The sequence below is a fragment of the Paludibaculum fermentans genome, from assembly GCF_051172195.1.
Classification (GTDB): Bacteria; Acidobacteriota; Terriglobia; order Bryobacterales; family Bryobacteraceae; genus Paludibaculum; species Paludibaculum fermentans_A.
Window position 1 is genome coordinate 6,474,477 of the sequence record NZ_JBPJAQ010000001.1, and the last position, 26,371, is coordinate 6,500,847.

Below are 26,371 nucleotides of genomic sequence, written 5' to 3' on the forward strand. Positions count from 1 at the left end.
GGCGCATGAGGCCATTCGATGTGGCTCTATTCAAGGATGGGCGCCCGTTCTCTCCGGGAGAAGGCGGCACCGCCGTCTCGGTCATGGATTGTCCTCCTCCTGAGACTCTGTACGGAGCTCTCAGAAACGCTATCTTAACGGCCCGCGGCGTCAACGTAGCTTCTTATATGGCTGGCACGCTCTCCGGCCCGGACGCGGAAGTTCTCGGCAATCCCAAGCGGAGGCAACTCGGCACTCTCACCATCAAAGGCCCCTTCTGGGAGGAAGAGCGCTCCGGATCGAGCCAGTTGCTTCTCCCTTGGCCTTCCGATGCGATCCCCGTGAAGATGAACGGTGGCCAGCGGGAATTCGGCTACATGCTGCCCGCTGCCGCTTCCCATTCCGAATCGGATGCTTCCGCTAATTGGCCGGTGAGTTGGCTCCACAACCTCATTCCGCGTGTCCGTCTCGCCTCGGGGCATCTCGGCTGGCCTCGCGGCTCAGCGATCCAGAATGATCCCGGCCGCATGTTTCTACCTGTCGATGCTCCTGATGATGTTGGCGGGAATCTGCTTCGCTATCTGACTCTGGCCCCCTCATTGCGCTCCTCGGTCGCATCTCGCGTAGTCGATGTCGAGCCTCATTCCGGCATCGAAAAGGAGAATGGAACAGGACGCGTTGCAGACGGTGCGCTCTATACGGCCGAGTTCATTCGGCCTCGGGCCGGTGAACAGGGCAGCGTGATGTCCTTTCGCTTCGATGTCACCGCCGGTGCTGATGCCCTCCCTCGGCAGTTTGTCGTCGGACTTGGAGGGGAGAGAAGACCCTTCAGCGCCTCATCTGTTGAGACTCCAGCGATCGCCACCCGCGTCCGCGATGCCGTGCGGCAGCACCTTCACCAATCTCAGCGCGGCGGAAAACTCTACTTTCGTCTGCTCCTCTTGACCCCTGGCCTGTTTACCCGGAATGGCTGGTTCCCGGATGGTATTGACGCTGCCACCGGTGGTGCCCGCTTTGACGGTATCGATTATCAACTGATCTCCGCTACCATCGCTCGCCCCCTTTGGCTCAGCGGCTGGGACTTGGTCCGCAAATCGCCAAAACCATCCAGGCCGCACGTCGCACCAGGCGCGGTTTACTTCCTGAGCGCCAGCGGTGGAACGAACCTCGCCGAGGCCGTGATGGACAGATTTTGGATGAATTCGATTCAGGAGGGGCCCCTCGCCCCCGCATCAGACTCGCCTCATCCCTGCGCGCGAATGGGGATGGGCATCGTACTCGTTGGAGGACTTCAACTATGACCGAAGCACTGAACAACACGCCCGCCCCACGAGGCCGTGCCCAGCTTCTGGCGCTACATGCCGAATCCGGGGTGCATGCCGGTACGGGTTCGACCATCTCCCACTTGGATCTGCCAATCCAACGGGAAAATTTCACGAAGCTGCCCATCTTCCAGGCGTCCACTGTCAAAGGGGCTCTGCGCGAGCACTTTGAGAGCCTCGCGGCTTCGGTGACCGCCGCAGGGGAGGGCACCAGACAAGCTGCCGAAAAGCAGGTCGACGCCTTCTTTGGTCCAGAGAGGGGGGATCTGACTGCGGGCATGGGTCTCATTCAAGAAGGTCGGCTTTTGCTCCTGCCCATTCGCAGCCGGGTCTCCGTCTACGCCATGGTGACTTGCCCGCTGCAGCTGCAACGACTCAAGCGTGATGTCGCCGGCATCTTGCCTTATCTCAACGACGAGACACGGGCCAGCGCGGAGCGCTTTTTGGGGCTGGCCGTACCGGAACCCGGCGAGTCACAGGCCGCCGTGGTAGCCAGCAGCCCCCTACAAGCGCAATCCACCGGCCACATCTTTCTCGAGGACTATCGCTTCCAGGTGCTGGCACCTTTCGAATCGTCCTGCGATGCTTTGGCCCTCTGGTTCAGCGAATGGCTTTACGGGTCTGCTCAGCCTGCCGATCTCACCGATCAATACTTCAAAAGCCGGTTCGCGACCCACTTCGCCATCCTCTCCAACGACGACTTCCTCGCCTTCGCCGAAATGCACCTGCCAATTGAAACTCACATCCAGCTTAACGAAGGGGGTACAGTAGCCTTCGGGCCATGGAATGAAGAGTTCCTGCCACCAGACAGCGTCGTCTCCCTGGCCGTGGTGATGCCTGAACCCCTAACGGGTGTCCCAGGCACCGCCGTCTTCCCTGATAGCGACGCAATGAACACCTACTTTGCGGCAGGTGTCTGTACCGGAACCCGCATCCGTCTGGGCGGAGGGCGCAGCCTCGGAAAGGGTCTGTTACGGTCCGCCCTCCTGGGGGGAACGATCGGTTTGGCCACCAATGGAGAGCCCACATGCTGAACATCTCTGAAGAACGTTCAAAGTTCTCATTCGACGAGGTGAGGCGGGAACTGGATTCTAGGCCGAACGCGAATGGGGACAAACGTGAGTTCACTTCCTTCATGAAGAAGCTGCCCAGCTTGCTGGCCGTGAACGGGATCCTCAAAGTAATTCCGTATCTGCTGACCTCTCGCAGAGGTACGCCGTACTGGACCTACCAACGGTTTGAAACATGGCTGAACGGCGACCGTCTCGCCTTCAATTGGCCAGACCCTGAGAATGATCAACTCTCTCTTCGAGTGCAAACGGTAGACTCTCGAACCTTGCGGGACATCAATCGGGAGTGCGTGGAGCTCTCGGCTTGGCTCAAGCACTGGACGCAGGCGTTAGCTCCCGAAGAGGAAGATGCCGGCTCAGGAAGCGAAAATGGCGACCACAGCTAAATACAAGCCCCGCTGGCCTGATTGCGCGGGTTGTTCGAACGGCGCGCTGTTGCTCTACCGGGAACCCATGGTTGAGGATCACCCAAAAGCCGCTACACCGGTCGGCTGCGCCCTCGAGGGTCTCAATAGACTCCTCCAGCAAGCAGATACCGCTTCGCTCATTCAGAATCTGTACGGCCGGGCTCGTCAGGGTTGGATCAGCCTGCGAGCGAGGGGCATTCCCGTATTGGAACTGATCGTTACCATCCGTCGGCCCTTGGCGCTGGGGCTTTCCGAAGGCAGGGTGGACGACATGAGCTTCCAACTCCACCCCGTCTACGGCACGCCCTACCTGGGCTCCAGCGCGCTGAAAGGCGCTCTGCGCCATTGGGCGTTCACTTACGCCGATCCGGAGATCTCCAAGACTACTTTGGACAAGCGACTGGGCGACATGGCCGGCGAAGCTGAAGTTCGAATCACCGAAGCGTGGCCTGTCGCCGCGAACTCCTACTTCCAGCAGGGAGTTTTCACTCCGCACTTGAAACCGTTCTTTGAAGGGGAAACCGCCAAGGGGCCGGTGGATTGGAATAACCCGACGCCGGTCGAGTTCTTGTGCCTGAGGCCAGGTGTTCAATTCCACCTTGCTCTCTTGGGCCGGCGGCCGGATACCCCCGTCGCTTATCTGCAGGAAGTCTATGAATGGCTGCACGGCAGCATGCGCGAAGCAGGTGTCGGCGGGCGAAGCCGCAAGGGCTACGGGCGCTTGCGCGTCGAGGTTGTCCCAGAGTGAAGATTCTAGTCCTCAACATGGGCACGCAGGAGCCTCGCTTGGCGCTTCGCCAGGAGCAGGGGGCCTGGACCCATTACGTCTCGCTCGGGCACCCGGGATCGGAAGAACGGGCCATCAGAAACGCCCTCCCCGCGAGCAGATGCTCGTTCTATGAGCGTACGAAATGGATTCAGGAACAGGCCAATGATGCTTGGCTCCCGCGCCTCACTTTCCCCATCGCGGAAGCGCTCCTGCGTTACGTGAAGGAGAAGGGCTGGAGCAAAATCGATTGGATCGTGCTCGCCTGCACCGAAAACCCAACTCATCAGGATCTGCGATTTGACCGCAATCAGATGCCCGTGGATCCACAGGAACCGGCGCACTTTGACTCTCACCACACCGCTCAACTCCTGACTGCCTGGCTCCGCCTCACCCCTCGACACCAGCCCTTGACTGCTGCTGCGCGGATCCATCTGCTTACCTATACCGATGATCCACACCTTGTCCAGCGGGCGATGGTGGCGACGGAACAGCTCATCCAGGGCATTCCGGATCTCGACGGCGCCCTGATCGGAGCCAGCGAAATCCTCATCGCTCAATCGCCCGGCCTGCCCATGATCAATGCCGCACTCCTGGCGGCCGTGGAACGCCGAAACCGGCGCGCGGCCCGGCCTGTCCAGATCGATCGCCCTGCTGAAGACCTGTTACGTCTCGGCGGGCTTCCGAAGGAAAGCTTGATTCGGGCCGCCAGTGCTCAGTTCCTCGCCTTGGCCCGGCTGGGAAGTGAAATCCCCCACGCCGCGCTCGACTGCGACTATTCTCGCCTGGCCGTTCTCGCCGATCTGGTTCCACCCTTTCCGTCCGGAACCAGCCCAAAACTTTCTGAATTGAAAGCGGCCATCACCGGTCTGGAGGGCCAATGGCGTCTTCAGCCGCCAGATCGGGTCGCCGGCGATCTCGATCGGCTTGCACGCCAGTATCGGCTCGCGGTCTGGAAGCTGTCTGCCGCATTCCAGCGAGTGGAGCAACTCGACTCGCCGACTTGCGACCGCTGGGTCGACGATGTCGTTTGGCTGTCCGGGCTGATCTTTGAGCGGTTGCGGTTCCTCATCGTGTCAGCCGCCTTGGGTGTCCCTGAACTCGTTTTGCGAAGAAACGTCAAGCTGGCTTCCTTGACTCCACTCCGGCCTCGGTTGACTGAACTGAAACTCGCCGTCCATTCCGCAGGCCTCCGTCAGATAGACTGCAAGACTCTCTCGGCGGAAGCGTGCATCTGTGCACTGCAAGGCGTGTTCGACGAGCGCCGGTGGCCTGCCGTGTCAGCGCAATGCCCACAACTGGCGGAGGTTCGAGAGCCCTTTCTGCTATGGGTGAAACGCGTGGAATCACTCAGGGAATTGCGCGAACAGCGGAATCTACTGATGCACCACGTGCAAGGGACTTCCAAGACGCAGCTGGAGCAGTTGCTTCTCAAGGCGGCTGCCGAGTGGGGCCTCCAGCGGTCTGAAGTGCCTGCGGAGATCTCTCGGATGCTCGATGAACTAGTCGAAGCCGTGTCGCATCCCGAACGCGGACTGAAGTTGTTTCAGCAGGGAGCGCGGGATGCTTCCGCCGATAATCCGTTCGAGATCACCTCGGTGCGGGTCCGGCTGTCCGCGCTAGCTGCAGCCGCGATGAAAGAAGCGGAGGAACTATGACTCTGTGGACTGGACAATTCGAGATCGTAACGCCACTCATTCAATGGCGTGCTCAGCCTGACTCTCCCTTGCGGCTGGAAGGTGTTATCTCCGGTCTGGAGTTCTGGTTGCGGGCTCTTGCGGCGGGTTTGGAGTCAGCCCCCCCAGGGGCCCCCAGCCGTGGCCTTCCCGCCTCAAAAATCCTCGAAGTCCAGCATTCCATATTCGGCTCCACCGAGAAGGAATCCGCTTCTCCATGGCTATGGGACGTTGACGCGGGCGTAGGGACCGCATGGCAGACCTCGTCGGGCTACGGACCGGGCGCCATGGCCGAAATCGCGGGCCGCGGACGGGACAAAAGCGGGCAGTCCATCGCACCCAAACGTGCATACTTCTCCCCGGGGCAGAACTTCGAACTGCTATGCCGGGGGCCCAGACAACTCACACCGGCGTTGCAGGGGAAATGGGAGGTGCTCCGGTCATTGTTGGAGGTCTGGTCGCTCCTCGGCTCGCTCGGCGGGCGCACCCGCTTCGGTTTTGGTGCTGTGCAGTCAGCCCAACTGAGCGGACTGCCGCATCTGGGCAACGAAGTCCGTAGACGGTTGGGCGTTGCCGCCAACGCCGTCTCCATGCTCAAACTCGGCCACGACCGGACACAGCGTCAATCCTCAACTCTCCCCTCCTGGCCCGAGGCAAGCGAGTCCGGGCTTCGAATCGCCTTGATCAACGAGACATTTCACAGTCTGGACGAAGCTTTCGAGCAGATCCGAACCCTTTGGAAACCGCATCGCTGGCCCGACGGCGTACGGCATGACTTGCAGCGGTACTGGACTGAGTCTCCGAAACCTCCTCAATTGAATCAGAAACTGGCGCGCGCCGCTGCTTTCGCCCTCCCCTTGCGCGTCTCAAACTCCCTGCTTGGTCCAGACTATAGCTCCCGGATGCTGGATCTGAGAGCGCCGGACTCGATCACCAAACTCCGGCGGCCGTCTCGCATCTGGTTTAAACCAGTCCAACTCAACGGTGCCTACGCCTTGGTTGTTTTGTATTGGCGCTGGACTCTCTTCCCTGCCGGTTCGAGCCTGTCATTCCCGATCCCACTGCCGTCGCCAGGGGTTCTGGATCAATACTGGACGGATCATATTGTACCCACTGCCGAGGAGATCTCCTGGTGCCCTGCCAATTGAGGCAAAGCCTTTCCCATCTAGGAGATGATACCTTGATGCCCAAAACGGAGCTTCAGGCCGGGGTCCGGAATGGGCCGCGTATCTGCCTCAAACAGAATGACTTCCAGGTCGATGAACGTGATCCGCTCGGCCCGTATGACAACTCCAGGAACAGGCCGGCCAGGGGGTGCGGGAAAACCCGGCCAAAGGAGGCTTGTTTACAATGACATAGCAGCGCTGCTGTCCGAGAGGGGGCCCCGACAAGAAGGGGTTTAGAACTTTTCCTCCCCATCTCCAGCATGGCTACCCTTTCTAGTCCGAGAGGGGGCCCCGACAAGAAGGGGTTTAGAACTTCACCTCTTTCGCAGTCGCAGTCGCGGACTCTTGAGTCCGAGAGGGGGCCCCGACAAGAAGGGGTTTAGAACTCAATAAACATCTTCATATCTATCCTCCTGGAATTTAAGTCCGAGAGGGGGCCCCGACAAGAAGGGGTTTAGAACAAAACTGTTCTTCATTGTCTCAACTCCTTATCAGAGTCCGAGAGGAGGCCCCGACAAGAAGGGGTTTAGAACTGTGCGATCTTCGAAGAGCCCTCCGGGCCCTCCTCTGTCCGAGAGGGGGCCCCGACAAGAAGGGGTTTAGAACCCTGCCTTTCGTAACCTTAGGCGCAACACCGCCACGTCCGAGAGGGGGCCCCGACAAGAAGGGGTTTAGAACATCTGCCTACAAAAGCCCCTCTTAGGGTTCGTAGGGGTCCGAGAGGGGGCCCCGACAAGAAGGGGTTTAGAACGGCGAGCCACCGCGCTCAACTGAATGATTGGATGTTCCGTCCGAGAGGAGGCCCCGACAAGAAGGGGTTTAGAACGCAAGAAGTCATGAGTCTGGAAATAATCTCGATTTTCCTGTCCGAGAGGAGGCCCCGACAAGAAGGGGTTTAGAAACATCGCTATCACCATCACCTTTCGCGAACCTATCACCATGTCCGAGAGGAGGCCCCGACAAGAATGGGTTTAGAACTTGAATGTCGATGGCCTTCATTTATTCCTCCCGAATAAGTCCGAGAGGAGGCCCCGACAAGAAGGGGTTTAGAACCTGTACCATCAGTCCCTCTCGTCCATCGGAGTTCCGCGAGTCCGAGAGGAGGCCCCGACAAAAAGGGGTTTAGAACGTCACATAGCTCTTCCTGAACTCAACATCTCTCAGGATTGTCCGAGAGGATGCCCCGACAAGAAGGGGTTTAGAACTTGATGCCAGCTGTACCATCAGTCCCTCTCGTCCATCGTTCGAGAGGAGGCCCCGACAAGAAGGGGTTTAGAACGGGACATTGTAGTTTTTTCTTCACGATGTCTCCTTGTCCGAAAGGAGGCCCGACAAGAAGGAGTTTGGAGCGTAATATTGAGACATGGAAAACAACACGTCGACCGCCAATCAGAATCCGAGACGATGCCCTACCATGAACAATGCTGCGAGAGTGATTCACGCCACAGATCAATTAAGTCACAAATCTCGATGCAGCACGCCGAAAAGTCGCAATGATAGAGATGCGCACGATCAGTAGGGCAAAGTGTTCGAAGTTCAGTTCGGCGATCAGCGTTAATGCCCAAGATCATTGAAGCGAGAGGCCACCAACCGCCTGAATAACTCTTTGGAAGAGAAAGGAGCGAAATACGAACGATCCCATCGCCAACAAACCTGACACAACCAGCCAGTACCCGATAGATCCTGACAACCAAGCCGAACAGCCTGCCACTCCGCCCATCGAGGCGCCCCTGGCGCAGCCCAATCTTCCATCGGAAGTCAAATCCGACGGTCAGGACACCCCCGCCGCCTGGAACTGCTCCTTCCAGGACCTCTGGTCAGCCTGGGAACGCGTCGCTGAGAATGAAGGCTGCGCCGGAGTCGATCGAGTAACCGTAGAGTCCTTCGCCGAGCACGCGGAAGGCGGCGTGGAAGCCCTCCATCAGGAACTCTCCAGTGGCACATGGCGTCCTCTCCCCCTCTTGCCACTCGTCGCCGAAAAACGACCGAACAGCCCGGCAACCCGAACCTTCCACATTCCGGCCGTCCGTGATCGCATCGTCCAGACAGCGTTGGCGCGGAGGCTCTCTCGTGCCTTTGAGGCGGAGTTCTTGGACTCCAGCTTCGCCTACCGCCGCGGACGCGGCGTCGATCGGGCCATCGCCCGAGTTGCACAATGGCGCGACCGCGGCTGCCGGGCCGGCGTCGATGGCGACATCGCCAGCTTCTTCGACAACGTTCCGCACCGTCTCCTCCTGGAGCATCTGCGGCCGGAAGTCGAGGAGCCCGGCGTCTACGAAATGGTCGCTCGCAGTGTGCGTGCCTGGGTGTGGAACGGCGACCGGGTTCGCCGGCTGACCAGGGGCATCGGCCAGGGCTCCCCGCTGTCGCCTGTCCTCGCCAATTTCTTCCTCCATCCGCTGGATGTCGAACTCGAGAAGTCCGGCTGTCGAGTAGTCCGTTACGCTGACGACTTCCTGGTTCTCGCCGAATCTGCCGAATCCGCGCTTCAGGCTGCCGAGCGGGCTGCCGCTGTCCTCGACCAACTCGGACTCAAGCTGAACGTCGACAAGACCCAACTGGTGAACTTCGAGCGGGGCTTCAACTATCTGGGAGCTTGGTTTGTAGGCGAGCGGGTCTATTTGCCCTGGCGCATGGGACCAAAGCCCAAAGGGCGAATCGTCAAGGCGGCGCCTCCTATGCCCGCGAGGTTGCTTCATCAGTGGCGTCAGAAGCGGCCAGGCAAGACCGAACCCGAGGCCCCGGTAATCAAACAATCTGCAACCGGGCCGCCCGGTGACAATCGCTTGCCTGCCACGAAAGGAAGTGCCTTCATGGCCTATTTGTATGTCAGCGAGCAAGGCTCCATCATCCGCAAATCGGGTGAGCGGCTAATGGTGGAACATGACAGCCACGTCGCTCTCGATCTGCCCTACCACAAACTCGAGAATGTCCTCGTCTTCGGCAATGTCCAGGTCACCTCACAAGCCATGCTGGAAATGCTCGACAAGGGCATCTCTCTCAGCCTGTTCACTCGCCACGGCCGCTTCCGGGGCGCCCTCGCAGGTGCCGAATGTCGCAATGTGCCCCTGCGCCTTGCCCAATACGACTTCCACCGCGATTCGGATCGAAGTCTGGAGGCGGCCCGCGCCACGATCGCCGCCAAAATTGGCAACGGTCTGTGGGTACTCGAACGGTACCGGTCGCGCCATCCGGACGTCGATCTCGGCACAACCGGCCTCACCGCGATCGAGGACGCTCTCACGCACGCCAAGACCGCTGAATCGGTGTCTGCCCTGTTGGGCGTGGAGGGCTCCGCTGCTCGCGCCTACTTCGATTCCTTCATGCGTTTCAACCTTTCAGGATTCCCATGGCTGGGCCGTCGCAAACATCCATCCACCGATCCCATCAACGCCCTGCTCTCCTTCACCTACAGCCTCCTCACCGAGGAGTTGCGCGGCTTGCTCGAGGCTTCCGGGCTGGATCCGGGTGTGGGTTTTCTTCATGAGCCCGAATACGGGCGGCCCTCTCTGGCCCTCGATCTAGTGGAACCTCTCCGTCATCCTGTGGCCGATCGCTTCGTGATGTCGATTCTCAACCGGCACGAATTCAAGGCTGAAGATTTCGAGCAACACGGCGGCCCCGCTCAACCCGTGTACCTCACGACGGAGGCGATCAGGCAGTTCTTTCAGCATTACGAGAAGTGGATGTCCGGCAAGGACGAAGAGGATTCGGGAGCCGGAGCAGGCGGTTATCGCGCCCTGCTTCGGCGCGAGTGCAGACGAGCAGCCGCCTGCGTCCGAGACGGCATTTCCTGGGCGCCTTATCGCTGCGGCGAGGAGATATTACCGGAGGACCCTTGGAATACCTCGTCTGTTACGATTTAAAGGATGACCGCAGGCGCATCCGCATAGCCGAGGTTCTGCTGGACTTTGGTCAACGGATTCAGGAGAGTGTGTTTATAGTCTTCTTGGAGCCACCGCTCCATGAAAAGATGTTGATCCGGTTGCAGGCTGAGCTGGAGCCGACCGAGGATAAGCTCCATGTGTTTGCAATATGCGACGGCTGTGCGGGCAAGACTCTGGCACTGGGCCAGGGCCGGGTGCCAAAGGACGAAGATTACTACATTGTATAGGCCAAGCCACATGGAATCAGCAATTTGGAGCAGTCATTGGGTGAACGTGTCCGGAGGGTGGGGTGCGGAGGAGTCTGGCAAACTATTGAATCGACAGAAGATGGGCCCAGTTTTGGCGCAGCGTCAGTGGGCTGCCGGGGTCTCCAGGAACACCGGGAAATGGGGGTGCGGGAAAATGCAGCAGGAAGTGCCCTGTTTGTAACAGCTTGGAAGGTGTGCTGGGAGAAGGAGCGCCCCGAAGAGAAGGGGTTTAGAACCCTCCGGTTCTTCAATCTTTAGGTTAACTCGTGCGTTATGTGGGAGAAGGAGCGCCCCGAAGAGAAGGGGTTTAGAACACGGAGGTTCTTTTCGGAAAAAGAAGTTTGCGCTGTGGGAGAAGGAGCGCCCCGAAGAGAAGGGGTTTAGAACAATTTTGACTTCGGTTGAGCCATTGAACTACAGAAAAGGGAGAAGGAGCGCCCCGAAGAGAAGGGGTTTAGAACGCGAATCTGTAATACATCCATGTAGCAAAACTCCTCGGGAGAAGGAGCGCCCCGAAGAGAAGGGGTTTAGAACTCTCCTGCTCCTTTCTTCCCTGAGTTGGACTCAAAGGGAGAAGGAGCGCCCCGAAGAGAAGGGGTTTAGAGCCTTAGTCGCGTATGGTTTCTTACCAATCCTAAATCCTTTCGGGAGAAGGAGTGCCCCGAAGAGAAGGGGTTTAGAACTTGAATTAATGGCAATACTCCTAATTTCACATCAATTGGGAGAAGGAGTGCCCCAAAAAGAAGGGGCTTAGAACTAAACAAGGCTCCAGCCCTTTTTCTCAAATCTTGAATGGGAGAAGGAGTGCCCCGAAAAGAAGGGGTTTAGAATTATTAGGTGTGGAGCTCGATGTATCAAAGAGACATTTTGTGGAAGTAATGAAGGCCTGAATTCCTCGGCCTATGGGGATGCCATTTCTGGCCGTGTCCCTCCACTACCCCCGTGCTTCGGCTCGGAGTACACTGGAGGACCGGGCTGAGGCTGTCGATGCGAGCCTGTTTCCGGTGACGAGGCCTTTCTGGAGGAGGAGACGACAATGGACGTTCTAGCCTTTGAAACGCGTTTCCTCTCCGTTTTTCGCTATCGAATTGGCTTGCAGGCTGAATTGCGGAGCCGAATCGCTGCCGCCAGTACTTCACTCACCAGTGGGGAAGCGACCCGGATTTGGGCGAGGAAAGCCCCAGGGCCAATATATCGCGACGAGTTCTTGCCACAAGCCATCGATCGCCTCTTCGGTGCCCGCCGGCTTGACCCACTCGCCAGTCCAGAGAACATTGAATTTGATTACTGGACGCTGGATGAGAAAGTGTCGGACGCCTGGGGTGGCCGCCATCTTGCCTTCTGTGGCCCAAAGCAAGTTGGTCTGCAGCCGGCCCTGCGTTCTCAACGCGCCGAGTGCGGCTTTGGACAAGGCATCGAGCTTCTCCTCGGGCCGGATGGTGCCGGCCTGCTGTCAATCCCAATGCGCCGGAAACTGGACAACCACCAATCTCGCTTTGAACCGGCGGACGTGAAGGAGTTCAATTACCGCCTCTCTCAGTTCTATCGCCGCAAATCTGGATTTCTTGCCCGGCTTCCGGACGAAGTGGACCCTGTCGTTGAGACTCTCGGACCTTCGAATCCAGAGGATATCTGGAGCCAGCGCTGGTCCCGCCAGTGGATGGAAACCCAGGTCCTGGGCCACCCCTATGCCTGGTTCACTCTCACCGATCTCGCTCGATACCTGCTCCAACCCGTTGAGGAATTGGGTCGGGGCCATGCCCGTCGAATGATGGATCAGTTGGGGGTGTTCACCGTCGTCCGCCTTTCGAAGAGCACGCAAATCCGAAGCCTCGATCGCCCCGATGGGGTGAGTGCCGAGGAAGACGTGGCCGGCTTTGCTGCCGCCCTCTCGCAAATTGAGGAATGCAATCACCCTCTGCCCGCGGCCGGTACCCCTGGTGTCGCTTGCGAACTGTTGAATGAAGGTCACATCGTCGCCGCCTCCACGATGGGTTGCGCCCAAGTCATGTGCGATCAGGGCATAGAGTACGATCGTGCGCGCCTGGGAGACCGCCGTGACAAGTGGTTTCCCTGCTACGCGGCGGCTGTACTGACCCGTGCTGCATTGCATGGCTGGAAGGAACAAGCCGCCCACATCGCGGAAGGGCTGGAACTGGCATCCCATCACCCGCATTCAAGCCACACAACTCCGAAGCCCTCTAAGCCCAATCACGAGAAAACAAGTGAAACTGACAGGATCGCTCTCCGGGAAGCACTCGAACACCTGCGCCACGCTGTTCTCCGAGGCCGCCTGGCCGGATTCTACGAAGAGATCAGCCAACGCGATGCCCTGAATCGCTTCTTTCGCCTCTGCCTGAAGGGTCTGCGTGTGCCCGAAAGCGAAGAGGTCCTCCGCCGCACAATTGCTGAACTGGAAACAGGGGCTAGTGCCCAACAGAGGACCAGGGATGGAGGAATTCTCGCCGAGACTCAATCGAAAGTGGAATGGATCGAAGTCTTCGTAGTCTCCATCTATTCACTCGAACTCGTTCACATCGTGGGCAACGCTTTTGAGTTCAGGGAGATCTATGTCGCCTGCGGCGCGCTGCTCGCTATGGGGTTGGCCATTGCTGCGGCTCTTTCCCTCCTCAAGCCTTGGAAGCACCACCCTGGCCAGTTGAAGCGTCTTTCCTACGTCCTGCTCTCGGGAATCGGAGTCCTCTCACTCTACCTGCTCCTGGGCTTCATCGGTTTCCCAAAACACGGAGCCTCCCCGGTACAGGTGGCGCGCGAAGAGTTCACGCACATGGAGCAGCAGGTGACCGCAAAACACGATTGGTCATCAGCAGCCAACCGCCCGCTGGTGGAGGAATCCTGGCGATTGGTCAGTCTCGCTCGCGACGAGGAGGCCCACAATCCAAAAGAGGCGCTGGAACTGCTGAAACGCGCGACCCGCTTGTTACGGCAGATCGAATCCAAGCCAGCCGCCCAGGCTGACGTATCCCATACAAGTCCAATCCAAACGCCGACACCCATTTCTCCAGCAGGGAAGGCACCCGCAATGAAGCCCGTTGGGGGACCGAGGAAAGCTCACACTATCCAAGCACCGCCGAAATGATCAGGCGCCCCCGTTAGGTCGGGACAAAGATCTATTGCGGACCAGCGCTGACTGAAAATCAACCTCGCTGAGTCCGGGACTCGTCGCTGCACCCGCCAAGTCTCAGATTTGCACGGCCCGCCCGGCTTGGCGATTTGATTTCGTGGCATTAGAACGGAATATCGTCGTCCTTGGGTTTGGACCGCTTTCCCGGGTTCTTGACCGCCTGCTGTTTCCGGAGCCCCTCCTTCACAACAAACTGGATGTAGGTCCCAGCCAACTGAATCGCAAGTTCGGCATAGGGCCGTGGCACGCGAATGGCGCTCTGTCCTTGGCCATGCCCGCCCAACTTGTTCCGCAAGGTTGGCAGCGCCATGAATACCGATTCCATACTCTTCGCATCTGAATTCTGAAGGTCATCGCAGAAGCCCGCCGTGATGAATTCCCGGATGAGAGTGGCCGCATTGCCCTCCTGACGATTCGTCACGACCTTTAAGGCACTCTCGAAACTCTTGCACGCGTTCAGAATTGCCCCCTTGTGGTCTCCGGATTCCAGGTCGCTTCTCGCCTCACGGAACTCTTCTTGCGCCCCGTCGAACCCGTCAGCGCTCAGCAGTTCGTGAGTCGGCTCGATGACCGCCTTCTCGACGAATTCAGAATCAACCTGGAAGAACCGTCCGTCGGCCATTCGCCAGTTGCAGGACTCCTGCTCGAAGGTTTCGTTGAGGTCTCGCTGAAAGGCTGCACTAGCCTGTTGCCCGAGCTGAGCGTGGAATGCCTCAAGCAGATCCAATACTTGTGCAGGGAATGCCTCCGAGACAAACCGATCGGTCTTCGCAGGAAACCACTGTCCACTCTCTTTTCGGATCTTCAGCACGTCCCAGCCATAAACTGCCGTTAATTCAACGATCGCCTCATCCAGGACATCGCTGTTCCCCCTCCAGTTATCATCGTCGCTAAGTTGAACGGCAAACTCGTAGTTATGGTTGCAGAGCAGTCGCCAGATTCTTCGCCGCAACCGCCCAGGGAGCGAAACTTTGATGCTTTTCTCAACGAAGAGCGCTTTCTCATGGCGTTTAGAGAATGGCCGGAGCACGATTCCCATTACAGCAGATCAAAACTGAAAAGGATTCGGTCCAGCCTATAAATCGGGGAGGGCGAGCTTGGCTACACAGTTTGAAGCTCTCAACCCCCGGCCCCACCATCGATAGCCAATCCCATGCGAGCGGAGCACGGCCGTTGCGGCGATCGGTCCGGGAACGTCGCGCGGGTCGCCCCGGACTTTCCAGCCATTGTGCAAGTGGGCGATCTCGAGTCACAGCCGAATCCAGAATATCTTCCCTTCCGTTTCAACACCTTAACGCATCCCTCTTCGAACAGCCCCGCACACCCATGCCACAATCCCGCTTCGACAGGCCACACCCTGTCGTCGAGATCAGGCGTCCACCCCAGGCGCCCGGCCTCTAGTTCTTTGACATCCGCACCGCCCCGGACCCCAAGCCCGCACACCTGTTCCACTCCCAGCCAGAACCGGACCGCGCACCCTGACCAATCACCATAATTTTGAGGGAACAAACCCATTCGTCCTCTCAAGGCCGGAGGACCAGCCAATCCACCCGCACGGAGCGATCAAACCCAATCGGCCGCCATCGCCCCATACGCCCCCGTCAACATTCAAATCGCAAACACCGCACTTTTTGAGGGAACAAACCCATCATCGAAAGGAAGGCCATTCCGCCAACCAGAAACCCTGGAATCCACTCGCACCGAGCGATCAAACCCAACGCAGCCCCCACGGCCCCAGCCAACCACCAATACCGAAATCCGCTCAGCCTGAGCGATCAAACCCAATTCGTCCGCCAAGATCGAAGACGCTTCCGTGAAAAGGCAACCCCCCGGAATCCACTCAGCCTGAGCGATCAAACCCAATTCGCAGCCCGAGGCCTCCAACGCTTCGGCAAGAAGGCAAACCCCGAATCCACCCACCCAGAGCGATCAAACCCAACTTCAACCTCACCCAGAACCCCCCAAAACACAAACAGCCGCCAGGCACGAGAGTGCCTGGCGGCTGTCCACTCCGGCCCGGCCTAAGCCCGGCCAATCCTTCTTACTGCTTCCGCAACACCCCGCCCTTCGGCGTCTTCGGAGTCGGAGCAGGGAACGGATACACATCCGGCATCACCTTCACTCCCGTCGTGAACTTCCATTCACTCCCGCCCGGCGTCGGGAACGTCAACTCCAAAAACGAAGCCGAATAGCCATGCTCCGGCTTCGCCAGCTTCACCACCCACTTGTTCGGACTCTCCGCCGCCACATCCTTACTCTGGTACGCCGGCCCAATCTGCTCCAGCCGGAAATCGCGCGCCTCCGGATTCGTGGCGCTCCACAGCTTCACCGCGCTCGGCTTGTCCTTGCACGTCACCGTGATAATCCCGTCCTTCGAGATCGTCCAGTCAAACTCCGGCCGCTTCCAGCTCTTCACAATCGATTCGTAATACGAAGCCAGACTCTGCGCCGCATCCGACCGCCGCGTCACCCCATGGTCCGTGTTCGGCACATACCGCAGGTACTTCTCGCCCTTCAAATCATTCCAGTAGAACTGCGATGAATCCACCACGAAAAACTGGTCCCCCGCCGAGTTCACAATGTACTTCGGCATCGTCATCCGGTCGCGGTACTCGTACGGCTCTTCAATCTCCAACAGCTTCTTATACTGCTCCGTACCCTGCCACTCCATGATTCCGTGCTCCACGTAATCCTTCACCGCCGGCGCCCAGAATCCATACACCCGCCAGTGATGCGTGAACGACGCTTCCATGTTCAACATATCGATCACCACCGGCATCACCGCGATCACGCGCTTGTCCACCGCGCCCACCGTCCACGTCGTCCAGCCGCGCTTGCTGCCGCCCGTAATCACCCACCGGCCGACCTTTACTTGGCCGCCCGCCTCGCTCGCCAGGAATTCCTGCGTCGCGTCCATCGACTTCACCGCGCCCTTCGTCATCGGCAGCCGCAGCGGCCACTTCTCGTCGCCCGTCTCCAGGAACTTCTGCCACGTGAACGCAATAATCGCGTCCTCCGTCCTCTGCCGCGACTCGCCAAAGAAACTCAACGGCTGGTTCGGAATCATCTTCAAATCCACCGTCACACTCTGCGTCTTCGCCGCCATCCCCGCCAGGAACGCATCCTGCTTGTCCGGAGCCGCATTGTTGTTATTCCCGCCCCCAATCGCCAGCAGCGCAATGTCGCTCTCCACCTTCTCCGGCTTGTACACCGTCACCCAGTGCTTCCATTCCGTCCGGTCGACTTCGGCTGTCGTAAGATAGTTCTGAGAAGTGACATTTAGGACGTACGCTGTCACCCCCTGCCCCGGAATCGTCTTCACCAGCTCCCACTTGTAAGCAGGATCCGGCTTCGCGACATAACGGTCCAGAGCCGTCTCTTTCTTGGTCTGCGCGCACACTGACAGGCCCAGAACGGCAAGCAGGGCTAGGGATGGAGTGATTCGGTTGTGATACATGGAACCCGCATAAATCATAACCGATATACTAGGTTCAAATGGCTGTTTCGTCGTCCGTTCTGATGCCCGCTCTCGTCAAGCCCCAAGCCGAGCGGGGGATGATTTTAAAGGATGTTCCGGTCCCCGAGATCGGCAAAAATGACGTCTTGATCCGGGTTCTTAAGACCGGCATCTGTGGCACCGACGTCCACATCTACCAGTGGGACGAATGGGCCCAGCGCCGCATCCACCCGCCCCTGGTCGTCGGCCACGAATTCATGGGGATGGTCGAACGCGTCGGCGAAGCCGTCGATGAGTTCAAGCCCGGCGACCTCGTCTCCGGAGAAGGCCACATCGGCTGCGGCCACTGCTTCTTCTGCCGCACCGGCCTCGGCCACATCTGCCGCACCATGAAGATCATCGGCGTCGACCGCGACGGCTGCTTCGCCCGCTTCATCTCCATGCCTCAGTCCAATGTCTGGCGCCTCAAGCCCGGCATCCCGCATGAAGTCGCCGCCATCTTCGATCCCTATGGCAACGCCATGCACACCGTCATGGCCCAGCCCGTCAACGGCCGCACCGTCGCCGTCATCGGTGCCGGAGCCATCGGCCTCATGGCCTGCGCCATCGTCAACGCCGCCGGAGCCCTCTCCGTCCTCGTCGTCGAACCCCACGCCCACAAGCGCGAAATGGCCCAGAAACTCGGCCTGCCCTTTACCTACGACCCGCGCGAACCCGGCTGGGAGAAGGCCCTCCTCGAACGCACCCCCGACGGCATCGGCGTCGACGTAGCCCTCGAAATGTCCGGCAGCGCCCCCGGCATCCACACCGCCTTCAAGATCGTCCGCGCCGGAGGCGATGTCGCCATGCTCGGCATCCCGTCCACCGAGGTCGGCATCAACCTGGCCGAAGAGATCATCTTTAAGTCGGTCACGGTGAGAGGCATCAACGGCCGCCTCATGTACCAGACCTGGTACCAGTGCGAACGCTTCCTGCTAGACCACAAACTCGACCTGCTGCCGCTGATCACCCACCAGTGCGGCTACAAGGACTTCCAGGACGCCTTCGGCCTGTTAGAGCGCGGCGAAGCCGTCAAAATCGTAATGAGCTGGGAAGAATAGCACCTCCCATGCCGTCCGCAAACGGAGCCGTGAGCGTCAGCGAGCGGAGGAGCAACCGGAAGCCCCCAGTCCTCCTCCCACCGTCCGCCTGCTCCACCATCTCCTTCAAGAAGGACCCATATCCATGCCGACAAACCCCTTAGCCTACCTCGGCCAGCAACTCGACGAGCTCAAGGCCGCCGGATCCTACTTCCGCCTGCGTGAACTCGAAAGCGCCTGCGAAGCCGTCAGCCACGCCGATGGCCGCGAGGTCATCAACCTCGCCTCCAACAACTACCTTGGTCTCGCCAACCACCCGAAACTCAAGGAAGCCGCCCTCGAGGCTGTCCGCAAGTACGGAGCCGGCACCGGAGCCGTCCGCACCATCACCGGCACCCTCGACATGCACATGGCGCTGGAACGCAAGATCGCCGCCTTCAAGCACACTGAAGCCTGCGTCGTCTTCCAGAGCGGCTTTGCCGCCAACGCCGGCACCGTCAGCGCCATCCTCAGCCCCGAAGACCACATCATCAGCGACGAGCTCAACCACGCCTCCATCATCGACGGCTGCCGCCTCTCTCGAGCCAAAATCCACGTATTCCGCCACCGCGACGTCGCCCACGCCATCGAGAAACTGGCCGCCCTCAGGGACGAGCCCGGCCGCAAACTCCTCATCACCGACGGCGTCTTCTCCATGGACGGCGACATCGGCCCGCTCGACCAGCTCACCGAAGCCGCCGAGGCCCACGGAGCCATCATGATGGTCGACGACGCCCACTCCTCCGGAGTCCTCGGCCGCAACGGCCGCGGCACCGTCGATCACTTCAATCTGCATGGCCGCGTCCATGTCCAGGTCGGCACCCTCTCCAAGGCCATCGGAGTCCTCGGCGGCTATGTCTGCGGCAGCAAGGACCTCATCGAGTTCCTCTACCACCGCGCCCGCCCGTTCCTCTTCTCCACCTCGCATCCGCCGGCCGTCACCGCCGCCTGCAACGCCGCCTTCGACCTCCTGGTCGAGGAGCCCGAGCGTATCGAGAAGCTCTGGGACAACACCCGCTACTTCAAGGCCGCCCTCAAGGACAGGGGCTTCGACACCGGAGTCAGCGAGACGCCCATCACCCCCATCCAGGTGGGAGAAGCCAAGATGGCCCACGCCTTCTCGGCCGCCCTCTTCGAGGAAGGCCTGTGGGCCACCGGCATCGGCTTCCCGACCGTACCCAAGGGCAAGGCTCGCATCCGAGCCATCGTCACAGCCGGCCACACCACGGCGCATCTGGACCAGGCGGTAGAGATCCTGGACAAGGTAGCCCGCCGCATGGGCATCCTGGCCTAGCGCATAAACAGCTTGTACCGCTCGTTCTTATAAGTGCTCCAGGGCGAGAACCCGCCATGCTCCTTATAGAGCTGGTACGCGAAGTCGATATTGGCCTGGCAATCCAGCAAGTCCCGCAGGTTCAGCCCTGGCCGCTGCAGGTGGACCGTATTGATCTGGAAGTAGCCCCAGTCCAGTGACCCGTCCCGATTGTAGTGGTAGATCTCGCACTTGCCCTGCGGGTTCTCGGCCCGCTGGATCGCCAGCGCCAGCCGGCAATCCGGACCGAACTTGCGGCAGGCATACTCCTGCCACGCTGTAAGACCCTTGCCGTTCTGGTCCGCCTGGGCCTCGATCGCTCCGCCGGTCGTGATCCGCTTGGCCACGATGATCGGGGATTGCCAGTGCAGCATGACCGGGCTCTGTAAGGTGACCGTATAGCTCCGCCAGAACCACCAGCCCGCCAGGGTCAGCACGAGTGCAATCAGTAAGATGGCCCGGAGATCTGGCGTGATCGAGAGGTTGGTCTGGATCCGGGCAGGACGGGCCCGTTTGCGCTTGCGGGCAGCAGCGGTGCGTTGAGCGGCCAATCAACCAGCTTCGCAAACTTAAGGACGCCGCTCAAAGACCTGGACCCGGTTGAAGTAGTGCTTCCCGGCCGACTCACAAGCCAGGCAAGGCGGTTCCACGGGCCGGAAGTCGCGCTGCAGGGCCGCCAGCAGCACCTGCGAAGCCGGGCTGGCCGAGTCCACCACCGCCACAATCCGCCCTGGAGCCCCGGCGATCAGCCGGGCCGCCTCAGTCTCCAGCTCAGGTGTTCTAGGTGTTCCCTCGTAGCCGGGGTGCGCATCGATCTGGGCCGGGAAACTGGTCCGCCGCCCTGCAGCGCCCTTCCAATACCACTCAATGGGCTGCCGGGCGAGCCGGCAATAGACCACGGTATCCGTCGGCCGGATCTGCTGCGCCAGGGTCACGGCCGCTGCCCGGCTGTTGCAGGGGGATACGTTTCGGCTGTCGAAAGTGGCCCAAAGGCACGCCGCGAGGGTGAGCACCGGAACCGTCACAGCCCCGGCTCGCGAAACGAAGGCGGCCAACGCCCAGGCCAGGAACGGCGCGGCCACCACTGTAAACCGCGAATTATAAAGGGGTTTCCACTGCGAAAGGACCAGCGGAACGACAATTGCGGCCAGCGCGCCCAACGCGGGCTGCCACCAGGCGCTCAGCGTCCTGGGCTTCGCTCCGCGCAGAGCGACGACAACCAGGAACACAGGAGCCACTGCAGCAGCCAACCAAAGGTGTGCCGCCAAAACCTCTAACCCCGCCGTCCATCCGGGCCGTTTCAGCCAGGCCAGTTGCTCCCCGGTGCTGCCGATCTGGGCCAAAGCAGCGTCGCCCCACAGGGTCATATATAAGAAGAAGCCCCCGAGAACCGGGACAGCCAGCCGGAACGCCTTGATTCCGAACAGCCCGAGCATCGCCACACCAAGCCCTAGCAGGAAGAAAATGAACCAGTTATGGGTGAGCAGCCCAGCCGCAGAAACCAGCAGCAGGGCAATCCGTGCACTCCGCGAGGCCGTGGTCGCGCTCAATATCCGCCAACTGCACCACAAGGCTGCTGAGCACACGGCCAACTCCAGGGTGTACATCCGGCCATAGCCGGTCAGCAGCAGGACAAGAGGATTGGCCAGCAGCAGGGCCGAACCGGTCCAGGCGATCTCCGGAGAATCGGCTTCCGAGAGGAAGCGCCAGAAAAACCACGCGCCCAGCCCCAAACCGAGCGCCGAAAACACGCGCAAACTCGCCTCATTCGCTGGTGCGACCGTAAGCCATAGATGGAGAAGGAGATAGTAGAGCGGCGGATGCACGTCGAGGCGCAGCGCGGCCAATAATTCCGGGAGCCGCAGTACAGAAGTACTTAAACTGAAGACCTCATCAGATAAAATCGGAGCCCCCAAACCAACCGCTCCGCAGTACAGGTACCCCGCTATGAGGAGGTACCGCGAGCTGTTTTGGGAGGATGCCAAGGGATTCGCCTGAGTCATGTATCGGCCGGAAAAGAATGGACCTATAGGTTTAGGCGAGCGTTTGTTCGCCCCACTCTCAGGTCCGCATACTCCTCAGGCCTGCAGCTACTCCTAAGGAACACTTGGTTGATTCTAAGTTGAGAATTAGGTACTTCGTTGGATTTGTGTAGCCGGGAGGTACTGTTACTGTGGGTCTAGCAACGACAAGACAAATCGTTTGCAAGGGAGAGGAGATCACAATGAAGAAACTTAACATGCTCATCTGGAAGCTGCGGATCATGAAGGACACCCGTGGCCAGGACCTCATTGAATATGCTTTGATGGCCGGCTTCGTAGCCGTGGCCGCCGGCGCCATCGTCCCCGGCGTGGCCAGCAGCATCAAGACCATCTTCGGTAAGGTCAACAACGTGATGACCAGTTCCGCGACCCAGGGCTAAGCCCATTCGCGTGCACTCAACATTTCATTATCCCATGGAGGGCGGCTCCGCTGCCCTCTTTGGCTATCGGCTGCTTGGTCCAAGGTCTTGATGGCATTGTTTGTATGTCATCTTAATACCTTTGTCAGTCCCCGGGGCGAAGAGATCAGTAATTCTCGCCTCTCCAACTGAGTAGGTAAACTTATTTTAAGGTCTAGTCACGGCTGATATTGTAAGGCTATCCAAACCGTGCGAAAGCACGGACACGGACAAAGGAGAGGATGAGAGATCATGAATCGCATGCTACAAATCGCACTTCGGCTTCGGGTTTGGAAAGATACTCGCGGTCAAGACCTGATTGAATACGCACTGATGGCTGGTTTCGTCGCCGTCGCGGCCGGGGCAATCGTTCCTGGCGTCGCCGACAGCATCAAGACCATCTTCGGTAAAGTCAACAACGTGATGACCAGTTCCGCCACGCAGGGCTAACCGGCTCCGCAACGCAGGGACGAAGAAAGAAATTGGAGAGGGCGCCCGTGGGTGGGCGCCCTCTTTGCTTTTAGCCGCCCGCCTCAAGCCAGCCAGTTGACCAGGTCACCCTTCGCGTCGTATTCCAGAGCCTTCGGCTGATCCAGGATCTCCACCATCGGATTTGCCTCCAGTTCCGCCCGAAGATTCTCTGAGAACGCCATCAACGTCAAATCCTGCGAGTTGCGAATCCAACCAATCTTCAATTGCAGTGGGTCCATCACTCCGACAGTGCGCCAGATTTGTTTCAGGCATTCGCGGTCGGTGGGGAAATGGACAGGGATGCGGATGGAAGCCATGGCGCCCGAGGTCAGACCATTGACGTAAGTTGGCTTCTTCTTCATGCCCTTGAGGACGCGGCTGTTGACGATGTCGCTCATGCCCAGGCCTACGGCATTGCCATAGCTCATGGGGTGGATCTCGCGCAGGAACACGCGGCCCACCCGCGGGGCATAGGGCCACGGATTGTAGTCGCCATAGACGGTGCGATTGATGACCTTGGGATCCATGCCGGCGCCGGAGATGTTCTTGCCGAGCTGATTCACGATGAGCAGGTCAAGATCCTGGAGCGGGATGCGCGGCATCCAGCTTTTCACCTGCACCAGGAGTTCCTCTTCGCGCTGTTCCATGGTCGCGGCCGGCACTGCTTCGATGTGGCCGGTTTCGTGGTTGCCGTCCTCGAGGATCGCCAGGCCGCCCAGGATTTTCCCGGAGGCGAGGACCTGGCGGCCGACGGCGCGGATGACGGCTTCGAGCCCAAGGCGGTAGCCGTGGGTGTGATAGCGTTGGGCTCCGGCGAACTTACCCAGGCCGATGGCCATCATTTTGAACAGGCCGCTTTCGAGTTTGCCCTCGAAGTCGGTATGCCATTTCACCCGGCTGCACATCATGACGGCGCCGGACTGATAGGCGAGTTTGTCCATCACGACGTCGATGCCCTCGGGGGTGGTGCCGACGTTGACTACCTGGAGGGCACTGCGGATGGGACAGCCCATCTTCTCATCGGTAATGCCGTACTTGGCGAGGACCTCGGCTTGCCCCTTGGCGGTAGCGGCGCCGTGGCTGCCCATGGCGGGGAAGATGAACGGCCGGGCGCCTTGTTCTTTCCACCACTGGACGACGGTGTGGACGATGACGTCAATGTTGGCGATGCCGCGGCTGCCGACTCCGATGGCGACTGCTCCGCCTGGGGGCACCCTTTGAGCGAAGCCTGAGTTCTGCAACTCATAGCGAACGGTGCCGGGGATGTCGGTGAGGGAGTGATTGGGGAGCTTTTGACGAGTCAGCAGGAAGGGCGCAAACCGCATGTAGCCATTCTATCGGCAGGCTGACCGGGTTGGCGCCGTTCTGTTGAATTTCAGACCGGAAGAGTTAGATCTCTTCCCATTCGCGCTCCAGCATGCGGGAGTATTCACCCGATGCGAAGAGTTCGAAGCGGAAGTTCCAGGGGGACAGGGTCTTAAAGGGCTCCATGCTTTGGCGGCACTGGAACATCTGGTCCGCGTAGCGGTAGTAATACTGGATGAAGTGCGGCGCCAGCCCGTCCTGGTCGGGCGCTTTATTGAAGATGGCGTTCAGGCCGAGGGCGCGGCTGAAGATCGCCTTGTAGTCGGCGACGCCCCATTTGGTCAGCTTCTCGCGGACATCGCCGGGAGGGCTGTCGATGAGCAACTGGGTGAACGCGGCGGCCGTGATGCCGGCATCTTTCAGCACGCTGTCGCGGGCCACGAGTTCCGCGCACTGTTCGAGCCAGCGTTCGAGATCCTTGCCGACGTAGTAGAGCATGCGCAGCTCACACAAACGGCCCGAGAGGAGCCGTTGCAGGATCTCGTCCGAAGACAGTTCTCCCGTGGGGAGCATGCCCTGCAACATCAGGTGGGCTCGCGAGCTTTCGACAAGCTTATCCGGCCCGCCCGGATCGGAGAATGGGTGAAGGATGACGGGCGGCAGATCCCACACTTGGCCGGCTGGTAGTTTCGCCTCTTCCATGCGTACTTCTCTTATCGGCAGCGACATCGATTTTACTTAGGCGCTTAGCGCATTTGAGTTCGTGATTTCAGAGTCGCCTTCGTTTCCACTTCCTTGCCGTCGCGCCGGTATTTCAGCGGCACCACGTCTCCTGGTTTCTTTGAGCGTAGGGCGTAGGTAAAGTCCATCAGGCTGGAGATGGCTCTTCCGTCGAATTCGACGATCAGGTCGCCGCCTTTGAGTCCGGCCAGGTCCGCGGGCGAGCCCTTGGTGACGTCGGAGAGCTTGAAGCCGCCCTTGGTTTCGCCCATATCAGGGACGCTGCCGAACCAGGGGGAGGCTCCGCCGCTGGCGGAGGCGCTGGCGGTGGCCTGCGGAGCTGGTGCGGAAACCTTCACATAGGCCGGCCGTTGGGGCGCGTCCTGCAGCTTAATGGTCACCTCGGCTACGAGGTTGACGAGGTCGGCCGCGCTCTGGTGATCGATTTTCTCCCAGGTATCGCTGGGCTTGTGATAGTCGGAGTGCAGGCCGGAGAAGAAGAACAGAACCGGCACCTGCTTGATGGTAAAGGAGAAATGGTCGCTCGACCCGTAGCCGCCCTGGTCCGACAGATCCAGTTTCAACTTGGGGTGGGCGGCTTTGACGGAATCGAGCGAGGCCAGCAGGGTGGAGCCTGTCCCGGTGCCGCCCACGAAAACCTTGCCGTCTTTGATGCGGCCGATCATATCCATATTGATCATGGCCACGGCCTTCTCGAGCGGCAGGATGGGGTGGTTCACATAGTAGGACGAGCCGATGAGGCCGAGCTCTTCAGCCGAGAAGGCGAGGAACAGGATGCCGCGTTTGCGCTTGGGCTGGGCGGCGAAATAGTCGGCCAATTCCATCAGCCCGGCGGAACCGGAAGCGTTGTCGTCGGCGCCGTGGTGGATGGCTTTGCCGGCGAGGTCAGGCGCCATGGAGCTTTGTTCGCCCATGCCCAGGTGGTCGAAGTGGGCGCCGAGGATCACGTATTCATCGGTCTCGCCTTTGAGGTAGGCGACGACGTTCGGAACCTGGCGCACCTCGCGCAGGACATTCACCTGCAGGTCAACATTGAGGCCCGGGATTTCGAACGAAGACGGCTTCATGGTCTTGTCGACCGCCTCGATCCAATCCTTCAGATTCTTGCCGGAAGCGTGCAGCCACTGGCTGGCGAGTTCGGTTTTCACCTGAACGAAGGGAATGTCGGGCGAATTCGGCCCCACATGATTGGAGAACTTGTCGACGGTATCGGAATCGACCGGGTGGTTCGACATGTCGTTGACGAACAGCACGGCCTTGGCGCCGTGGAATTTGGCGTTGACGGCCTTGGTCTGTTTCTGTTCGTGGGAGGTGTAGACCTTGCCGGCGAACTTGCTCTTCTCGTCGAACTCCTGGGGCTCGTGACGGAGGACGAGGACGATTTTGCCCTTCACGTCGAGCCCGGCGTAGTCGTCGTAATCGTACTCAGGCGCGGTGATGCCATAGCCCGCGAAGACGACGGGGGCGGTCACTTTGGCGTTGCCGGAAAAGTTGAAGGGGTTGAAATCCTGACCCAGGGCGACTGCCTGTTTCTTCCCGCTGCCATTGATGAACGACAGTTCATTGCCTTTGCCCAGCTTGGCGTTCGTGGTGACATCAAATGTCTGGTAGTAACCGGAGGCAGCGGCTGGCGGGATGCCGAGCGCCTTGAACTGACCGGCGATGTAGGCGGCTGCCTTCTTGAGTTGGGGCGTGCCCGTGCCGCGTCCCTTTAGTCCATCGGAGGCGAGGTATTTCACCGTCTGCTGGTAGTGGTCCGCGCTGATGCGGCCCTTCTCAGGAGCGGAGCCCGCTTGCAGGAAGGTGGCGGCGGAAGCGGCCAGGCTGAGGATGAACAGTCGCTGTCTGGTCATGAGTTACT

General features: G+C 59.8%; 20 protein-coding genes and 1 CRISPR repeat array. Of the genes, 13 read left to right on the forward strand and 7 right to left on the reverse strand.

Going from position 1 to position 26,371, the window contains the following annotated elements; translation table 11 throughout:
- Window positions 1-5 precede the first annotated feature (5 nt).
- From ACR9Y2_RS26050 to ACR9Y2_RS26090, 9 genes are all read left to right on the forward strand, one after another.
- Window positions 6-1,280 (forward strand): type III-B CRISPR module-associated Cmr3 family protein, encoded by a 1,275-nt coding sequence (locus ACR9Y2_RS26050; protein WP_435044907.1) that lies wholly within the window; start codon window positions 6-8, stop codon window positions 1,278-1,280.
- Window positions 1,277-2,335 (forward strand): type III-B CRISPR module RAMP protein Cmr4, encoded by a 1,059-nt coding sequence (gene cmr4, locus ACR9Y2_RS26055; protein WP_435044652.1) that lies wholly within the window; start codon window positions 1,277-1,279, stop codon window positions 2,333-2,335. Before ACR9Y2_RS26050 ends, cmr4 begins: the two co-directional genes overlap by 4 nt.
- Window positions 2,329-2,757: a type III-B CRISPR module-associated protein Cmr5 gene (locus ACR9Y2_RS26060; protein ID WP_435044653.1), complete on the forward strand. Its 429-nt coding sequence runs from the start codon at window positions 2,329-2,331 to the stop codon at window positions 2,755-2,757. The genes cmr4 and ACR9Y2_RS26060 overlap by 7 nt, the downstream gene beginning before the upstream one ends.
- On the forward strand, window positions 2,741-3,526 hold the full coding sequence (gene cmr6 / locus ACR9Y2_RS26065; protein WP_435044654.1) for a type III-B CRISPR module RAMP protein Cmr6: 786 nt from the start codon (window positions 2,741-2,743) through the stop codon (window positions 3,524-3,526). The genes ACR9Y2_RS26060 and cmr6 overlap by 17 nt, the downstream gene beginning before the upstream one ends.
- Before the next feature lie 17 nt (window positions 3,527-3,543).
- Complete coding sequence (locus tag ACR9Y2_RS26070; RefSeq protein ID WP_435044655.1) at window positions 3,544-5,202, forward strand: hypothetical protein; 1,659 nt, start codon at window positions 3,544-3,546, stop codon at window positions 5,200-5,202.
- Between the two features lie 305 nt (window positions 5,203-5,507).
- Window positions 5,508-6,368 (forward strand): hypothetical protein, encoded by an 861-nt coding sequence (locus ACR9Y2_RS26075; RefSeq protein WP_435044656.1) that lies wholly within the window; start codon window positions 5,508-5,510, stop codon window positions 6,366-6,368.
- A 1,925-nt stretch (window positions 6,369-8,293) separates the two neighbouring features.
- Window positions 8,294-10,252 (forward strand): CRISPR-associated endonuclease Cas1, encoded by a 1,959-nt coding sequence (gene cas1, locus ACR9Y2_RS26080; protein WP_435044658.1) that lies wholly within the window; start codon window positions 8,294-8,296, stop codon window positions 10,250-10,252.
- Window positions 10,225-10,500, forward strand: coding sequence for a CRISPR-associated endonuclease Cas2 (gene cas2, locus ACR9Y2_RS26085; protein WP_435044659.1), 276 nt, complete (start codon window positions 10,225-10,227; stop codon window positions 10,498-10,500). Before cas1 ends, cas2 begins: the two co-directional genes overlap by 28 nt.
- Before the next feature lie 220 nt (window positions 10,501-10,720).
- A CRISPR array of direct repeats spans window positions 10,721-11,352; the repeat unit is 37 nt; unit sequence GGGAGAAGGAGCGCCCCGAAGAGAAGGGGTTTAGAAC.
- 631 nt (window positions 11,353-11,983) lie between these two features.
- A complete protein-coding gene (locus ACR9Y2_RS26090; RefSeq protein ID WP_435044660.1) occupies window positions 11,984-13,621 on the forward strand; it encodes a hypothetical protein in 1,638 nt (545 codons plus the stop codon).
- A gap of 148 nt (window positions 13,622-13,769) precedes the next feature.
- On the opposite strand, the gene ACR9Y2_RS26095 is transcribed toward ACR9Y2_RS26090, so the two are convergent.
- Window positions 13,770-14,705: an abortive infection family protein gene (locus ACR9Y2_RS26095; protein ID WP_435044661.1), complete on the reverse strand. Its 936-nt coding sequence runs from the start codon at window positions 14,703-14,705 to the stop codon at window positions 13,770-13,772.
- Between the two features lie 1,002 nt (window positions 14,706-15,707).
- Window positions 15,708-17,123 (reverse strand): PhoPQ-activated pathogenicity-related family protein, encoded by a 1,416-nt coding sequence (locus ACR9Y2_RS26100; protein WP_435044662.1) that lies wholly within the window; start codon window positions 17,121-17,123, stop codon window positions 15,708-15,710.
- Between the two features lie 38 nt (window positions 17,124-17,161).
- On the opposite strand from ACR9Y2_RS26100, the gene tdh reads away from it, so the two are divergent.
- Together tdh and ACR9Y2_RS26110 are read left to right on the forward strand one after the other, a co-directional pair.
- A complete protein-coding gene (gene tdh / locus ACR9Y2_RS26105) occupies window positions 17,162-18,223 on the forward strand; it encodes an L-threonine 3-dehydrogenase (protein ID WP_435044663.1) in 1,062 nt (353 codons plus the stop codon).
- 124 nt (window positions 18,224-18,347) lie between these two features.
- The gene (locus ACR9Y2_RS26110) at window positions 18,348-19,535 is read left to right on the forward strand and encodes a glycine C-acetyltransferase (protein ID WP_435044664.1); all 1,188 of its coding nucleotides are present in this window, start codon (window positions 18,348-18,350) and stop codon (window positions 19,533-19,535) included.
- Here the strand turns inward: ACR9Y2_RS26110 and ACR9Y2_RS26115 are convergent.
- Complete coding sequence (locus ACR9Y2_RS26115) at window positions 19,532-20,104, reverse strand: hypothetical protein (protein ID WP_435044665.1); 573 nt, start codon at window positions 20,102-20,104, stop codon at window positions 19,532-19,534. The two genes, ACR9Y2_RS26110 and ACR9Y2_RS26115, sit on opposite strands and share 4 nt — an antisense overlap.
- An 18-nt stretch (window positions 20,105-20,122) precedes the next feature.
- Window positions 20,123-21,310, reverse strand: a complete 1,188-nt coding sequence (locus ACR9Y2_RS26120) for a hypothetical protein (protein ID WP_435044666.1) — start codon at window positions 21,308-21,310, stop codon at window positions 20,123-20,125.
- A 467-nt stretch (window positions 21,311-21,777) separates the two neighbouring features.
- Here ACR9Y2_RS26120 and ACR9Y2_RS26125 point away from each other — a divergent pair, with 467 nt between their 5' ends.
- Both ACR9Y2_RS26125 and ACR9Y2_RS26130 read left to right on the forward strand, forming a co-directional pair.
- Window positions 21,778-21,975 (forward strand): Flp family type IVb pilin, encoded by a 198-nt coding sequence (locus tag ACR9Y2_RS26125; protein WP_194451076.1) that lies wholly within the window; start codon window positions 21,778-21,780, stop codon window positions 21,973-21,975.
- A gap of 270 nt (window positions 21,976-22,245) precedes the next feature.
- On the forward strand, window positions 22,246-22,443 hold the full coding sequence (locus ACR9Y2_RS26130) for a Flp family type IVb pilin (RefSeq protein ID WP_435044668.1): 198 nt from the start codon (window positions 22,246-22,248) through the stop codon (window positions 22,441-22,443).
- 83 nt (window positions 22,444-22,526) lie between these two features.
- Here ACR9Y2_RS26130 and ACR9Y2_RS26135 read toward each other — a convergent pair whose 3' ends face one another.
- The 3 genes from ACR9Y2_RS26135 to ACR9Y2_RS26145 form a co-directional block, all read right to left on the reverse strand.
- Entirely contained in the window at window positions 22,527-23,789 is a 1,263-nt protein-coding gene (locus ACR9Y2_RS26135) for a hypothetical protein (protein WP_435044669.1), read from the reverse strand.
- Window positions 23,790-23,853: 64 nt separating this feature from the next.
- A complete protein-coding gene (locus tag ACR9Y2_RS26140) occupies window positions 23,854-24,471 on the reverse strand; it encodes a hypothetical protein (RefSeq protein ID WP_435044670.1) in 618 nt (205 codons plus the stop codon).
- A gap of 44 nt (window positions 24,472-24,515) precedes the next feature.
- Window positions 24,516-26,363, reverse strand: coding sequence for a M28 family peptidase (locus ACR9Y2_RS26145; RefSeq protein WP_435044671.1), 1,848 nt, complete (start codon window positions 26,361-26,363; stop codon window positions 24,516-24,518).
- Window positions 26,364-26,371: the final 8 nt, after the last annotated feature.